The 16,311-nt window shown below is 38.0% G+C and carries 13 protein-coding genes; 7 read left to right on the plus strand and 6 right to left on the minus strand.

The annotated features are described in order from the left end of the window. Positions 1 to 1,367 (plus strand): HD family phosphohydrolase (locus ACKPEB_RS09555; RefSeq protein ID WP_408964647.1); only part of this gene is annotated, 1,367 nt, incomplete at its 5' end. Positions 1,368 to 1,372: 5 nt separating this feature from the next. Here ACKPEB_RS09555 and ACKPEB_RS09560 read toward each other — a convergent pair. The 5 genes from ACKPEB_RS09560 to ACKPEB_RS09580 all read right to left on the minus strand — a co-directional run bounded on the left by ACKPEB_RS09560 (position 1,373) and on the right by ACKPEB_RS09580 (position 5,759). After that, complete coding sequence (locus ACKPEB_RS09560; RefSeq protein WP_408964648.1) at positions 1,373 to 2,227, minus strand: carbohydrate ABC transporter permease; 855 nt, start codon at positions 2,225 to 2,227, stop codon at positions 1,373 to 1,375. Between the two features lie 9 nt (positions 2,228 to 2,236). After that, complete coding sequence (locus ACKPEB_RS09565; protein WP_408964649.1) at positions 2,237 to 2,797, minus strand: 5-formyltetrahydrofolate cyclo-ligase; 561 nt, start codon at positions 2,795 to 2,797, stop codon at positions 2,237 to 2,239. 113 nt (positions 2,798 to 2,910) lie between these two features. Then, complete coding sequence (locus tag ACKPEB_RS09570) at positions 2,911 to 4,041, minus strand: histidinol-phosphate transaminase (protein ID WP_408964650.1); 1,131 nt, start codon at positions 4,039 to 4,041, stop codon at positions 2,911 to 2,913. A 163-nt stretch (positions 4,042 to 4,204) separates the two neighbouring features. Next, positions 4,205 to 4,912, minus strand: a complete 708-nt coding sequence (locus ACKPEB_RS09575) for a calcium-binding protein (RefSeq protein WP_408964651.1) — start codon at positions 4,910 to 4,912, stop codon at positions 4,205 to 4,207. Positions 4,913 to 5,099: 187 nt separating this feature from the next. Then, the gene (locus tag ACKPEB_RS09580) at positions 5,100 to 5,759 is read right to left on the minus strand and encodes a ComF family protein (RefSeq protein WP_408964652.1); all 660 of its coding nucleotides are present in this window, start codon (positions 5,757 to 5,759) and stop codon (positions 5,100 to 5,102) included. Between the two features lie 103 nt (positions 5,760 to 5,862). On the opposite strand from ACKPEB_RS09580, the gene ACKPEB_RS09585 reads away from it, so the two are divergent. After that, positions 5,863 to 8,223 carry a putative PEP-binding protein gene (locus tag ACKPEB_RS09585; RefSeq protein ID WP_408964653.1) on the plus strand — a complete coding sequence of 787 codons (2,361 nt, stop codon included), beginning with the start codon at positions 5,863 to 5,865 and terminating at the stop codon, positions 8,221 to 8,223. A gap of 12 nt (positions 8,224 to 8,235) precedes the next feature. Here ACKPEB_RS09585 and ACKPEB_RS09590 read toward each other — a convergent pair whose 3' ends face one another. Then, positions 8,236 to 9,075 (minus strand): helix-turn-helix transcriptional regulator, encoded by an 840-nt coding sequence (locus tag ACKPEB_RS09590; protein WP_408964654.1) that lies wholly within the window; start codon positions 9,073 to 9,075, stop codon positions 8,236 to 8,238. Between the two features lie 59 nt (positions 9,076 to 9,134). Between ACKPEB_RS09590 and cas3 the strand changes: the two genes are divergently transcribed. From cas3 to cas10d, 5 genes are all read left to right on the plus strand, one after another. After that, positions 9,135 to 11,273 (plus strand): type I-D CRISPR-associated helicase Cas3', encoded by a 2,139-nt coding sequence (gene cas3 / locus ACKPEB_RS09595; protein WP_408964655.1) that lies wholly within the window; start codon positions 9,135 to 9,137, stop codon positions 11,271 to 11,273. Positions 11,274 to 11,484: 211 nt separating this feature from the next. Next, positions 11,485 to 12,099, plus strand: coding sequence for a hypothetical protein (locus tag ACKPEB_RS09600; protein WP_408964656.1), 615 nt, complete (start codon positions 11,485 to 11,487; stop codon positions 12,097 to 12,099). A gap of 72 nt (positions 12,100 to 12,171) precedes the next feature. After that, positions 12,172 to 12,654, plus strand: coding sequence for a XisH family protein (locus tag ACKPEB_RS09605; RefSeq protein WP_408964657.1), 483 nt, complete (start codon positions 12,172 to 12,174; stop codon positions 12,652 to 12,654). Continuing rightward, entirely contained in the window at positions 12,606 to 12,926 is a 321-nt protein-coding gene (locus ACKPEB_RS09610; protein WP_408964658.1) for a XisI protein, read from the plus strand. Before ACKPEB_RS09605 ends, ACKPEB_RS09610 begins: the two co-directional genes overlap by 49 nt. 22 nt (positions 12,927 to 12,948) lie before the next feature. Then, on the plus strand, positions 12,949 to 16,218 hold the full coding sequence (gene cas10d, locus ACKPEB_RS09615) for a type I-D CRISPR-associated protein Cas10d/Csc3 (protein ID WP_408964659.1): 3,270 nt from the start codon (positions 12,949 to 12,951) through the stop codon (positions 16,216 to 16,218). Positions 16,219 to 16,311: the final 93 nt, after the last annotated feature.

Consider the following 16,311-nt stretch of genomic DNA (forward strand, 5'->3'; position numbering starts at 1 on the left):
GTCTCAGGCGGCGAATTGCCTGCCATGATGCTGATGGATGCGGCCGTACGACTGTTGCCTGGCGCCCTCAATCATCCCGATTCAGCCCGCCAGTGGGATTAATCAGTTTTGTGGGATTGGTAATCACTGCCGTTGGGATTGTTTTAATCGTAGAATGGAAATTCCATCGCGGGTTACGTCGTCGAGATCGGCTGTTGTTATTGCTTTTAACCTTAAGTACACCGATTATTATTCTGTTGAAATTACCTTTAATTAATTTACCAGCCGTCGGGTTATTAGTGGGGAGTTTTTATGGTTCCACCGTTGGAGTAACGGTTGTGGGTCTACTGTCTATTTTATTACCGATTGGCATGGAAATTGACAGTGTGCATTTAGTGGCGAGTGTGGTGGGAGGATTAGTAGGAAGTTTATTAGCGGGACAGTCTCGATGTCGGGAAGAATTAGCGTTGTTAGGCTTAGGGGTGGGTGCGGCTCAAGGTGCGGTTTATTTAATTCTTAATTTAATGGCTAGTGCAACAGCCGGATCAATTTGGTATGTGCTTCTAAAAGTGGTGGGATTACAAGTTTTAGAAGGAATTGCTTGGAGTATTGTGGCTTTAGGATTAAGTCCCTATTTAGAACATTTATTTGATTTAATTACTCCGATTCGATTAGCGGAATTAGCTAACCCCAATCGACCGTTATTAAAACGATTAGCAACGGAAGCACCTGGAACGTTTCAACATACAATGTTTGTGGCTTCTTTAGCAGAAGCAGCGGCGCAAGCCTTGGGGTGTAATGTTGAATTAGTCAGAACTGGAACCCTTTATCATGATATTGGAAAAATGCACGATCCGTTAGGATTTATTGAAAATCAAATGGGGGGGGCAAATAAACATGATGAAATTAATGATCCTTGGGAAAGTACCCGAATTATTAAAAAGCACGTTAGTGAAGGATTAGTGATGGCGAAAAAATATCGTTTACCGAAAGCGATTCAAGCGTTTATTCCTGAACATCAAGGGAATATGCAAATTGCTTATTTTTATTATCAAGCGCAACAACAAGCTAAAGAAAATCCGAAATTACAAGTGAAGGAAAAAGATTTCCGCTATGATGGGCCGATTCCCCAATCGAGAGAAACGGGGATTGTGATGTTAGCTGATTCTTGTGAGGCGGCATTGCGTTCTTTGAAGGATGCTACCCACGAAGAAGCGTTAAATATGGTGAATAAAATTTTAAAAGCTCGATGGCAGGATAATCAATTAATTGATTCGGGTTTAACGCGAGAAGAAATGGGTAAAATTGCCGAGGTTTTTGTCCGGGTTTGGGAACAAGTAAATCATAAACGAATTGCCTATCCAAAAGCTGCCTTAAGTTGTCGATAAATGAATTATCCTTTGACTCCTGACCCCGCATCCGTTGGCACAATATAACGTTGTAAGATTAAAAAGAAGAGCAAGACGGGTGCAATTGAAATCACTGAACCTGCCGCAATTAATCGCCAATCTAATGAAAAGGTTCCGGCTAACGTTGCTACTCCTAACGGCATGGTATAATAATCGGGTTGATCTAAGATTAATAACGGCCAAAGAAAGTCACTCCACGAGCCAATAAAGACAAAGATTGCTAAGGTAATTAACGCAGGTTTGACAGCCGGAATCATGATATTCCACCAAATTCCTAATTCTGAACAACCATCAATTCTTGCAGCTTCTTCTAATTCTTTCGGAACACTTTTAAACGCTTGTCTTAACAGAAAAATTCCAAAAGCTGACGCAATACTAGGAAAAATAATTCCTAAATAACTATTCCTTAATCCTAACTGAACGGTTAACACATAGAGAGGAATCATCACAATTTGAAAAGGAATCATAATGGTGGCAATAATGGCGGTAAAAATCCAATCTCTGCCTTTAAAGGTTAATCGAGCTAAGGGATAAGCGGCTAAGGAACAAAATAATAAATTTAAACTAACGGTTAATGTCGCCACCAACAAACTATTAAATAAATAGCGTCCAAAAGGATTGGTTTCCCAAACCCGAATAAAATTTTGAAATGTGGGTTGACTAGGAATTAATTGAGGGGGAAATTGAAAGATATTTTCACTGGGAGATTTAAAGGATGTACTCACCAACCACACTAGAGGAAATAACATTAATATTGCAATTATTCCTAAAATAATATAGGTAATAATTGTTTTTATTGTTTGATTTTTAAGATTAATTTTAGGCAATTGATCAATCATATTTAACTATTAATTATAATCAATAAAATTAGATTCTGTACAAACTGCATTTAACGGTTGATCCCAAATATCAATAGGTAATTGAGGAAGATAAGCAAAATCAAAAATAATCCCAACCGTCGGAATTTGATTCCATTCTGGTAAACTCAACATTCGATCATAAAATCCTCCTCCATATCCTAAACGATATCCTTGAGCATCACAAGCAACGCAGGGAACTAAGATTAAGTCAATTTCATCGGATTTTAATTGAGGTAAGCTGACATCGGGTTCAAGAATGCCATACTGATTGATATTATAACTATCTCCGGGTTGCCAACAATGCCAAGTTAAAGATTGTTCAAAACATCGAGGAAATCCCCATTTTTTATCCGTTTCTAATAATATGCTTAAATCGGGTTCTTGACGAAAACTAAAATAGGATAAAATGGTTTTTGATTGTTGAAAAAGGGGTTCATGTTTTAATTTTTCGCAAATTAGATAACTTTTTTCTTTCCAGTCTTCTTGAGATAAAGAATAACGTTTTTTAATTAAAAAACGCCTTAAATTAGCCTTGTTTTGATTCACCATTCTTGAGAATTAACTTTATATTAATATTATATTTTAGTAGAGACGCGCCATGGCGCGTCTCTACGTGGGGTTTATGATCATCTGTAGCATCATAAACGCTCATTTTCTCAAGATTAGAGAAGAGAAAATAATCGTTCAATGGTGCGTTGATTTTCATCAGGACGACCTACGGTAATTCTAAGTCCTCCTCCGGTATGACGCACTAATGTTCCCTTGCTTTTTAATTGTTCCATGATCTCGCTTAAGGCTGACTCTGAATTTCGTTCATCTGTCAGTCTCAGATAAATAAAATTAGCATCACTGCGCCAAATTTTTAAGTTTTTATTTTGAGCCAAAGCATTAATTAAACGATCTCGTTCTCCTAATATTTCAGGAATAACCGTTAGTAACTCTTGACGGTGATTTAAAGCTAGTAAAGCAGCCGTTTGTGTGAAGCTTGGGAGATTATAAGGAAGACGAACTTTTTCTAAAGCCGAGATGAATTCAGGAGCAGCGATCGCATAACCAGCACGCAAGGAAGCCAAACGGAAGGCTTTAGAAAATGTCCGTAGAATCACCCAGTTTGGATGGTGTTTTAACTCTTCGACAACACTGATTTGACTAAATTCAAAATAAGCTTCATCAATGACAACTAAAATATCTTCTGGTAAGCTTCTTAACCAGTTTAACTCATCCTCTGTTAACGCATTGGCGGTTGGGGAATTAGGGTGAACAACAAATACAACTCGAATCGGAGGATTTTCTGTTGTTTCAATAGTGGTTTGAGCCGTTTTTAAATCCATTTCAAATGTCTGCTCATCCCGACCTATACTAACGACTGAAATTCCTAAAGTTTGAGCAATAATTCCATACATCGAAAAGGTAGGATTAGCGACTAAAATCGAGCCTTCTCCTCCTAAACAAGTAGCAATTAAGATAGAGCGAATTAATTCATCTGATCCATTTCCGACGGAAATCTGATCAGAATTAACAAAGGCTTCAGAATTAGAAATAATTTCATTAATATAAGTAGCGATCGCAACTTTTAACGGAAAATGGCTGCCATCAGGATAACGATTGGTTTCAATTTCATGTTGATAAATCCACGCCAGCTTTTGTTTTAACGCTTCCGGTAAATCATAGGGACATTCATTGGTATCCAAACGATCTAAAATTTCAGCTTGAACCGGACTCCCAGAACTTCCCCCAGGGTGAGGAGTATAGGCGCGAATTTGGTTGAGGTCGTTACGGAGAAAAGACAGCATGGCGTTGACGTAATCGTAATTTTTTGGAGTTCGCACAAACTCTATTATGTCTTAAATTAAGCTAAAATAACAGTTCAAAAACAATTCACTTGCTCCTATTCTCTATTCCCTATTTTCTTTTCTTTTCTTTTCCCTGTTCCCAGTTAAGCTGTTCCCTTTGATCTTAAATCGGTGTAAAGTCAAGAGTTAGACTTAATTGATTGGCTTGAATTCCGGGTAAAAATGCAATTAATTCTTGTTGACCTGATTGAGTCACATAAATCCCTGCACCTGTTCCATAACCGGGTAAAGTTAAATCATTAAATGTAATCACATCACCCGTTTTATAAGCAAAATAATCTTCACCAATGGTAAAATCATTAATTAGGGCAAAATCTGTTAAACCTCCGCTTGAATAATAGGTGGGAGAATTAGAAACTCCAATGTAAAACGCATCTAACCCCACTCCACCGACTAAAGTATCAATTTCTCCTGACCCTGGATTAGCTGCATTGACATTAACACCGGAGATATAATCATCTCCAAGATCACCGGAAACATAATCATTTCCTTCTCCACCTGAGAGCAAATCCATGTCTTGTCCCCCAAATAAAGAATCATTATTCACTCCTCCAACGAGGTAATCTAAACCTAAGTTACCAAAGAGTTGATTAGTTCCTGATTCTTCGATGAGACGATCATCTCCTTTTCCACCAAAGAGAAGATCATTTCCTGAACTTCCATAAACAAAATCTTGTCCTTGATTGCCATTAACGGTATCATCTCCTGCGAGCCCTTGTAGGGTATCATTTCCATCTAAACCGTAGATTTCATCGTTTTCAGCCAATCCAGCTAGATTATCGGACAATGGAGTTCCTAAAATTAAAGTCATTTTTTTAATCAGTTATCAGTTAGCAGTTATCAAGAGTTAGTTATAAAGCAGTTGAGGAGTATTGTCAACTCTAGTAGGAATCAAGATCCGAAAATCGTGATCAACAATTGCTCAAAATCCGCTATCAATAATGATCAAAGATTTGATATTAATAACGGTTATTTATAGCTTATTTTAATTATTAAAATTAACGATTGATCGGTTTTTGAGTGGTGGCGATCGCAACAACACCAGCGACCGGAATTCCTGATATTTTGAATGTTTCAATCGCTGCTTTTACCGTTGCTCCTGTGGTATAAATATCATCTAAAATTAAAACAGAACTTGGGGGACGGCGACGACGGAAATCCGAACCTAAATTAAACACATTTTGCATTTCTTGTAACCGTTGTTCGGGTGAGAGTTCATGGAGTGCTTCTGTTTCTTTAATTCGTTCTAAACCTTGAGAACAGAGGGATAAACCGGTTAGTTCACAAAAACTTTTCGCTAAAAGTTCCGCTTGATTAAATCCCCGTTTTTTTAATTTAGCCGCGTGTAGGGGAATGGGGACAACCGTAACCGATGTCAGTCGTGACTGTGGAGTTGATAACCAAGTTTCTGCTAATCCATAGCCCAAAGGTTTAGCTAATTCGGTATGATAATTATACTTTAGTGCTGCGATTGTCCGTTTGAGAACATCTTTGTACTGTCCCCAGACACAAATGGGTATTTCTGCGGAAAATTCAGTTCCTAAAGGAAACCGACAGCGAAGTAACTGTCGTTGACAATAATCACACAGTTCTGTATTAGCAGGTCGATTACATAATGGACAGTTAGGTTTTAGAAATAAATTTAAAAGTGTTTTCACGGTGGGTTGTTAACGGTTGACTACTCACGGTTGACGGTTAACCGTCAGCCCAAATGAATGGATTTTGTAGCACAATTAATGATGATTGAACTTAGCGTAAAGCGTGGATAATTTTTATTGGCTTCACGAAATTCAACCTTCTGATCGGGAAATTGTCGGGGAGCAAGGATTCTATTTAAGGGATTTACTCCGTAAAGGTCATCCGGTATTACCCGGTTTCGTTGTTACGGCTCAATTCTTTTGGGAATTTTTACAAACGATTGACTGGTTAGAGCCTTTGTTTGTGGATTTACCCGAATCATCCTTGTATTTCGATGTGAATCAACCGCGTCAATTACAAGCAATTGCTCAACATCTTTGTCAACAACTTCTGGATACTCCTGTACCAAAACCCTGGAGTGATCAAATTCAAGCCAACATTGAACAATTGAATTCTCCTGCATTAATATTCTATCCGAGCTTAACTATTTCTGGCACTGAGTCAACATCCAGTTTATTCGGATCGGTTATCAGTTGGGGAGATGCTCAAAGCGGTTTATTCGGGTTAAAACAAGCATACTGTGAATTGTTTCGTGCTAAGAGCTTATTATATTGGCAAAGATGTGGAGTTCGATTACAAGATTTACAGCCTGTGGTGTTGGTTCAAGCACTTCAATCGGTCAAAGCGTCTGGGTGTGTTAAAATTCAGCCTCAAGCTTGGGAAATTCACTCAACGTGGGGTTTAGAATTCTCATTATTGTGGGGAGAAAATCATGCGGATCATTATCGGATTTTACCCCAAACCAAAAAAGTACAACAACAACATTTAGGCTCTAAAACTATTCTCTATGATTTAAAATCTTCTCCCCATCAACCCACAGAATATCCGATTCCTCAAAAGCAATTCGGAACATCCATTTCCGAACTTCCAATTTATGCGACTCTAATTCCTGAAGAACAACGGGGATTTTCTTTAACATCCGAACAGTTACAACAGTTAATTCAATTAATTCAAAAAGTTGTCCTTGATCTCCCTTCAACCCAAGGATTTTATTGGCGTTTATTACAATCCTCCCTTGAAAAAGATCCGGAATTTTATGTGTCGGGTCTGGGATTTCCAGAAATTCCTTTGTTCTCCCCTGTACTCAACCCAGATATTCCCCAGCGTCAACAACATTTTCAAGGATTGGCGGTGGCTTCTGGACAATGTAAAGGGATAGCTTATGTTTTAAATACCCTAGAATCTATTCCTTCGGTGTTACCGGAAAATACGGTGTTAGTAGTTGCTGCGATTAACTGGGATTATTTACCCTTATTAAAGCAAAGTGTTGCTATTATTGCTGAACAAGGAGGAATGACCAGTCATGGTGCAATTGTAGCGCGAGAATTAGGAATTCCTGCGGTCTGTGGTATTGTGAATGCAACAGTAAAAATTAAAACAGGTGAATCCGTTTTTGTCGATGGTAATCGTGGAGAAATTTATTGTATGGAGCCAGAGCATTTGGTCAATGAAAGGTTATTAGAACAAAATGTTAAATCCTCCCCCCTGGAAACTTATTTCATGCCTAATGCAACTCCTTTGATGGTTAATATTAGTCAATGTAATTCTATAGAGCGACTTCAGACTTTCCCCATTGATGGAGTCGGTTTACTGCGTTCAGAATTAATCGCAATTGAAGCATTAAGCTTTTCTGAAAATCAAGATTTAGACCTGGGAATTTCTCAGAAATCTGATAGCAATATTTATAATTTTAGCTACTGGATTGAACCAGAAAAACAGCCTAAATTTATTCAAAAAATGGCAGAAGCTCTCAATCAAATTGCTCGGATTTTATCTCCTCGACCCATTTATTATCGAGCGTTAGATTTACGTGAAATTAATTCATCAAATGGTCGTTTTCCTCTGTCAGACTTTCCTACTTCCGAACGTCTAACTTTATTCGATTTAGAACTTAAAGTCTTATTAAATTTGTATGAATCCGGTTATCAAAATCTGTATCTTATCTTACCTTTTATTCGTTCGGTTGAAGAGTTTTTAATGTATCGGAAACGGATTGAAGCGTCAGGATTAATGCGTTATTCTGGGTTTAAAGTTTGGATTATGGCTGAAGTTCCATCCATTCTATTTTTACTTCCTGATTACGTGAAAGCAGGAGTTCAAGGAATTTCCATTGGAACCAATGATCTGACTCAATTATTATTTGGAATTGATCGCAATCAAATCCAAATCTCACCTCAAAACCCGATACAATATGAACAACATCCTGCCTTAAGAAAAGCCATCAAACAGTTAATTAAAAAGGCGAGAAAAGCTAAAATCCCTTGTTCAATTTGTGGGGATGCTCCCGCCTTATATCCTGAATTAATTGAAGATTTAGTGCGTTGGGGAATTACCTCCATTTCTGTTAGTTTAGATGCGGTTGAATTGACCTACAGAGCGATCGCGCGAGCAGAAAAACGAATTCTTCTTGATCAAAGTCGTTGATAGGAATTAAGATTAATCTTGATATAGTTTATACAGTTGGGTGACTTCTTGTTTAAATCGTTGGCGCACCGCATCCGGCGCCACAATTTCACAATCTGGGCCATAACGAAACACCTCTCGAATTAACCAGAAGGGGTTTACAACCCGGCGCACCACCTGACGCACCTCACCCAAAACTTGGTCTTTCAGATCGTCGGGTTTCGGTTCATAGGCATTGACTAACCATTTTTTAAAGTGTAAGTACACTTTTATGGAATCTAGCGATTCGCGCCATTCTCCCTCAATCGGTAAAATTCCGTTAATTTTATCTAACCTCAAACATCGATTGTGATGGAGTTCTGGCCCGTCTTTGCTATCTTCGGTTTCATCACACCATATTTGTAAGTAATAGCGTTTCTCATAAAAGCAGATTTCAGCATAACGGGCGGTGTACTCCATTTGCTGTTTTTGAGAGTTGGTATAAACAACGTGAAACGGCTGTTTTCGGGCAATTTGCTGATCGACTAAAATCCGCCAAGCTTCAGTCGGTTGACTGACTTTTTGGAGGAGAGACTGACGCAAAGGAGCTTGTAAATTGCCTCGGTTGACCAATAGGGATAATAAAATCTGAGCTTCCTCTACAGAACCCGAATCCACTAACACTTCCGTTGCTTTTTTTAAGGCTTTGACCTGATTGGCATCGAGGGTAAAGGGTTGTCCGACTTCGAGTTGTCCAAGGGCGATCGCACCAATTAACCCCGATGCGCTGGGTTTATCGCCCCATTTGATATCCAGACGTTGGGCGATGTCTTCGAGCTTTTCTTTCGTTCCAGGGGGGACAGACAAAGTTAAGGTTTCTTTTTTTCTGGGCATTTTCAAAAATAATGAGAAAATGTACTTGCAATTTATAGATGAGTGTGTGATAGTAGTAGATGTCAATACATTCTAGTCTCAAACAGGAAAGTTTAATTGTGGATACCTACTCTATCACACTCAAGCCTGTTTATTCCTGTCCCGCCTCAGAACCATTGCAGGGGGTGACATTACCGCCCGGTTGGACGTTAGCTTGGCATCAAGCGGAAACCTTCAAAGCCTTGAGCGATCCGAATATTGATGTGGTTTTCAATACAGCCATGACGGGGGATGGTAAAAGTTTAGCTGCCTATCTAAAAGCGATGACGGGACGTAATTACACCTTGGCGATGTACCCAACTAACGAACTGGCACGGGATCAACAACGACAAGTCCAGAATTACAAAACTCAATTTCAGCCGGACTATGATCCTCAAATTTACCGCTTAAATGGTTCTATTTTAGATGATTTTATCGAAACAAATCAGTTACCCTCTCGGCAGCAAGCCTTACTTAATCGCACGAATAACTCAGAAATTCTACTGACAAACCCTGATATTTTTCACTATATCCATGATTTTCGTTATCTCCGTCGAAATAAAGATAAAAAAGGAGACAATGCTGATAAGCTATTTCGGCGAATTGATCAAAACTATAAGTTCTTTATTTTTGATGAATTTCATGTTTTTTCATCTCCTCAAATTGCCAGCGTTATGAATGCGCTGCTGTTGATTAAACATACCTCAGTCGATAAAAAGTTTCTATTTTTGTCAGCTACTCCTAGCGAAATATTACAAAATTTTCTATTCAAATCTGGTTTGAAATACCGTATTATTGATCCGGTTGCTCAAGGTGCTTATCAATTTGATCCTAATTTAGTTACAACGGGATGGCGACCCATTAGCCAAGGAATTAACCTAACATTCCCCAAAGACTTAGAACCGAATTTTCGTTCTGGTTATGATTGGTTAGTTGAAAATTCTGAAACCGTCATTTTAAATTTTTTCCTCAACTATCCTGGGAGTAAAGGAGCAATTATTCTTAATTCTATTGCTTCTGTTTATAAACTGTTACCCAAACTAAGGGAATTGTTTGAACTTCATAATTTAACAGTAATTCCTAATACAAGTTTGACAGGAGAAACAGAAAAGGCAAAATCCATTGCAGAAGCAGATTTAGTGATTGGAACGTCTACCATTGATATTGGTGTAGATTTTAATATTAATTTTCTCATCTTTGAAGCGGCGGATGCTGGAAATTTTATTCAACGCTTTGGGCGATTAGGAAGACATCCCAATTTTCCAATTTATCAAGCCTACGCTTTAATTCCTAACTTTTTAGTTGCTCGGTTATTTAGTGAAAAATCACCTTTAAAAGCCAATGAAGATTATGATCGAATAACCTTTACTCAAACCATTCCTTCTTGTTGGTCTTTTGTTAATCAATTTGAAAATTATCCGAAACGGTGGGGTGGAATTCAATCTGCTTGTGTGCATATTGAATTAGGCAGAATGAAAAACGAATACCCAGAAGCAGCCAATGATTTTAAACGAGATATTGAAAGTGCATTTGGGATGAGTTTAGGTCATAAATATGGTCAAATTAAACACTGCTTGAATGAAAAGAAAAACAAAATTATTCAAGAAGCACGGAGTTTTCGAGGAAGTAGCCAGCTAGACTGTGCGCTTTATGATTTAACTAACCCAGAGGAACCGGAAAAAGAACGATTCAAAACCTATCATCTTCCTGGTATTCTCAGCAATTTTATTATAGAATGGATGGAAGAAAAAGACTTTATGAAAAAAGTAGAAATTGCGGGTTTACCTAAAAAACGGTTTGAAAATGCTTTGTGTTATCTCAAGTTAATTGATTACCGAGAAGTTAGGGAGAATTGGCACTTCTACTATTCAGGAGATGATTTTGATGAAATTAAGAAATCAGGAAAAGTCCAAGTTCTCAAGGGTTTAGAAATTACGAATAGCATTAATGCTATTAGTCGGGCATTATATCGGCGAGGAGTGGTGTGTTTTATTTCAGATCGTGATCGCAGTTATTTACAAGCTAAATTAGGCTTACCAATGCAATTTCAGGCTTATGGAATCGACAATAAGTTAGATGAGAAACCCCCCTATACCATTGCTTTTGGACAGTCAGCCTTAATGTTAGAAACTTTAATTTGGTGTTGGAAACCGAAGGAGGATGAAGGATGGATTTGTTGAGATCGAGTAGGAGAAAGGGTTTTGCCCGACATCAGAAGGCAATAAAGTTTCAATACCTGAAAGGCATTAGTTGCAGTGTTGCACTGCTCTGCTTCCCTTTCTCCTCGCCCCCATCATACCCCATAATTTTCACTTTGCCTGCATTAGCCACAACGAGCAAATATATCATAAGGCTATAAAGACGTTGACAAAATTAAAAAGGACTGCCAAGATGGTAGAAACGTTTACCAGCAACTTTCCTATGCTTATCCAGCTTAACGATAGTGATTTGTCACAAATGCCCGTCAGCTTGCGTACCCATCTACTCAACTGGGTGCAGACGAGACAGATGAAGCCAAACCGACAAGCTCAATCTTCGCAAACCCAGCCCTCTCAGATTGAGGCTTATCAGCTACCGATTGATTTTGAGAATCTTGGACAGGCACAACAGGAAAAGAAATCAAGTCCAGTCACTATCAAACTTGTTAAGCCATCTCACGATAACTTAAACCCTTCGACTCCTAAGCAGCAGCAGATTGATCAGGTTCATGTCCGTCTTTCTCAACTTTTTGATGCGGGGATATTTACGCAAGCAACCTTACTCCGAGTCAAGTTGAAAAAGGAACACGTTAAGAAATGTGGTTATACCTATATCACCACAGGATTGAAAATCTCCTCTAAAGGTACTGTCCTTTACAAAGGAGAGGAGTTCGACAAGCCAAGCCCGTTAGCACAAAAAATTAATGGTAGTCCTGTTAATGGTTGGGAATATGTCGAAGCGAAAAAGAATGGTCAGTGGGTTTGTTTAAATGAATTACGGAAAACTTGGAGAAAAGCTAATGATTAAAACCTGTCCAAACACTCGGAATTTGAGTTATTTTAGCTCAACTTTAGCAAATTCTATATTCAGGAGGAGGGAATGCCAGCCAGAGATGCGACTCACAAAATTGTCAAACAAGCTCTGATTAAAGATGGCTGGGAAATTACGGATGATCCTTATGTTATTTCTTACGGTGAACGATTTTTATTTGTTGATTTAGCTGCCAGAGAATCCGAACCGTTAGAATCCTTAAAAGGACGATTGATTAGTGCCAAAAAAGATAATTCTAAGATTGCGATTGAAATTAAAGAGTTTAGAGGTCAATCATCAATTGCTGATTTACAACAAGCCATCGGACAGTATATGCTTTATCGAATTTTACTGTCTCAGGTTGATCCAAAACGGGTAATGTATTTAGCAGTTGCTGATATTACTTATAACAATATTTTCAGTGAACCCGTTGGTGAACTGGCAATTGCTGAAATCCCATTAAACTTATTAGTTGTAGATGTCAAACAAGGAGAAATTCAACAATGGATACCTCAGCGACCTACCGAAATATCATCAAACAAATCCTCTTAAAATATGCTCAACTTCGTCCGTCTCATGGAGAGATTCGATTAGATGTTGTTTTTGATGAAATCCGCGATCGCTATGCTCTCATGCAAGTGGGTTGGGATCAAGGGCGAAGAATTAGAGGTAATTTAATTTATATCACGATGCAGAATGAAAAAATTTCTATCGAATACGATGGAATTGAACAAGGAATTACTCAAGAATTAATTCAAGCGGGAATTCCTGAACAGCAAATTATTTTAGCCTTTTTACCTGAATATTTACCCGCTTTAACTTAATTCTAATCAGGATATTTTAACCATGAATGAAGATGAACTTCCGCTAGATTTTAACCTTGACCAAATAGAAGAAGAAGAAACCCCGTCTCAACCTGAATTGTTAACTATTCGCTTATTTAGAGAAGCAATTAAAGGAACTCAGGGGAATGAAGGCGATCGCTTATTAGAAACGTTTGCTGATTGTGTTTTACCTAAACTAATGACGCAATTAGTGGGAGCAACGGCAAAAGGAGGACAATTTACAGAAAATTGTCGTGCACAGAAAAAAAATGTAGAACGGAGTAAAGAAGATCAATCTTTTATTTCCCACCTTCTCAACGGTTTATTTCCAACTTACCGAATTTTTAAACATCTCAAAACCTTAGAAACAAATCCAGTTAAACGGTTGTGTGGTGAGTTAGAAGCCAGTCTTTTTATTGCTGCCTATATTCTCCATGATTTTGATAAATTTCCTGACTATCCGATTTGGCTCACTAACAATGATATTGAGAATAAATTTGCAGAACGGAACTGGAAAATACAACCTGCTAAAAAATCAGATGCACCCAATTTAGGACGGGAATATATTGCTCATAAAATCAAAGCATTGGGCTTAGATAGTTTTCTGGGTAATAACTGGAAATCCTATATTGATGATTTAATCTGGTTAAGTAATAATGCTGGAGTTAAATATGATGCAGATTTAGGTTTGGAAAGTCGAGGTTTGTCTCCTAAGCTGGATGGAAGAGTCAGGGGAATTTTATCAAATTTGGTTAGACTTTCTGATTTATTTGCTTCAGTTATTAAGCATCCTTTTCATAGCCAAGAAGATAGTTTAGCCGAAATTTTAAAAGACTTAAGCAATAACCAACTGAAGTTTAGTTATCACGCTTTATCAGACAACCGAGGGGTTTTAACCAATATTATTAATAATGCCTTGATGGATCTTCATCCTGAAGACTTTTATACTCCTTTGTTGTATCTTCCTGATGGTGTGGTTTATTTAGCTAAAGTTGATGCTCCTGGTCTTAAAGTTGAAATGATTGCAGATCAAGTTATTGCTAAAATTAAACAACTTTGTGCCAATCAACTCAAAGATCGACAAACGGGTTTTGGTCGAGATGGAAAAGGGCTAAAATTTGCTGAATATTACTGGCTTTTTTTTGAAATTAATGGTTTAATGGAAGTAGCAATTAAAGCGGCTTGTCGGATTATCCCCTCAACAAAATCTTCCTCTGGTAAAAAACGCAGTGAAAGTTTAAGCAGTTTTCAAAAAAATGGTGAACTTCCTGCTCATTTTAACGTGAACTTTGGGGATGATTACCGCATTGATCGGTTAGCAGAATTTGGGGATGTTATCTGTCGAGGAATTTGGCGAGATTGGTGCGATCGCTTTAATCAATGGCAAAAACAACAGCCGAAATCAAACCGTCAAAATTTACCCGATTTAGATTTAACTGAAAAACTAGCTGAATATTTAGGGTTAACGGATGAAATTCCTGCCTTAAAAGCAATTCAATCCCTGAAAAAAACAGGCGGTGTTCCTCTTGATTGGTATTATTTGGCTGCTAAACATAACCAAAGAAATCCCACTTTAGATGAAGGACAAATTCGGGAAGTCATGGAAGGAATGGTCAACTATGCTGTTAGCTTAGTGCAACCGATTGTTCAAGAATTTACCCTTCCCGATGGTTGGAATGATTTAAGAACATACATTAATCGTGTGGTATTTTTCCCCACAGGTGCAATTATTCCGCCAGAAACTCAACCTTTTTTAGTTGAACTAAGTCGATATCAAGCTGCCAAAGTAACAGGAAGAGGACGGGAAAATGTTTGTGCAATGTCCAGTTCATCTTACACTGTGACGGAACAAATGGAATCGGCAACCCTATTTACTCCTCAAGTTTATAGTAATCGTCAGATTCTATTTAATGCTCAAGCGGCAAAGCGACAAATCTGTGCAATTTGGTCAATTGAAATCATGTTGCGACAGATTTTAATGAACAAAACTAATGCAACAGGAGCCGATTTTGAGGGAGGTAAATACCGTTACTTATACCTCTATCCCGCCTATTTCTTTACTCCCGAAACCAATAATTTTCTCCAAAAAGCTTATCTTTCTATTCGTCAGACTCGCTTCGATGCTGATATTCGTAAACATTTGATTACAGAACAACAGCAAGCCCAGTTTTGTCTGGAAAACTATCAGCAAGTTGATTCTCTTTTACTTCAAGAAAAATTGGAGAAAGACCAAACCTTTAAACTCAATTATCCACCCAAACAACCGTTAACATTCTTCTTTATGGCACTTCCGCCAGGACGGGATGCTACGGATACAGAATCGTGGGTAATGCCTGCTTGGTTAGGGTTTGTATTGCCTTTAGTTTTGGATGTGAAAGTTGTAGTTTCAGAATCCCCTGTCCCACCTTTTATTAGTGGTGCAGATTTTGAACGAACAACGATTTTAGATGGAGAACATCAAGCAATTACTTCTTTAGTTAAACAACAAAAAGATGGTACTCGCTTAGATAGTATTCTCCCTCGTTCACAACCTGCTTTTTCCCCTTTGAATGCTTTAAGTGCTGCTTATTGTATTCATTTAGAAGTCAATCGTAAAAAGGATGGTGATCCAGATTGGGGTAAATTATCGGCATTAGCAAGGGATTTAGAAACCAGTCCTTTGTATGTTTTTCATTACCTGACTAAATTAGTCAGAAAGTTGGAATGGGATACTGCACCGATTGCAAAAATCAAACTCTACCAACAGTTTTACTATTGTTTTGATCCAGAAGAAAAAGCCAAGGAAAAAGTCATGAGTAAACTTCGTGAATTAACTAAGCTCTATCGCCGTTTCTATCGAGCAGAATACAAAAAAGGTCAACCTCCAAAAGCTAATGCTGTTCTGAAACCTATTGACGAAGCAGCAAATATCATCTTAAAAGCTGACAGAGATTTAGTAGTAGATGATGATGAAGCATTAATAGAGGTTGTTGTAGGACGTTTAGCCACTTTAATGAAAAATGTTAGTCGCGGAACTGCTGAAGGTAAACGTCCTTTTTTCTTAGTAGATGGAAAATGGAAACGTCTTACTGATGAAGAACAACGTCAAGCGATTTATGATTTTGCTCAATTTTTTGTTCAGCAGATTTTTGAGGGGACGTTCAAAGGAGATCGCGGTCGTTTAGCCGGAACGCAACTGAATTTAATTCGTGATACTTGCGATTATCTTTATCGCTTAGAAGAAGATCACGAACGTCAGACGATTAAACAACCCGAACCTGAAGACATTCCCGAACTGGAAGAAGCTTTATAACCTTTAATTCCAGTTAAATTTGACTTCAACCAACTATTCATTTAAGGAAACAACCATGCAATTTATTACCACTGTAGATGCCAAACACTTTCA

It is taken from the genome of Planktothrix sp. (assembly GCF_046067725.1).
Classification (GTDB): domain Bacteria; phylum Cyanobacteriota; class Cyanobacteriia; order Cyanobacteriales; family Microcoleaceae; genus Planktothrix.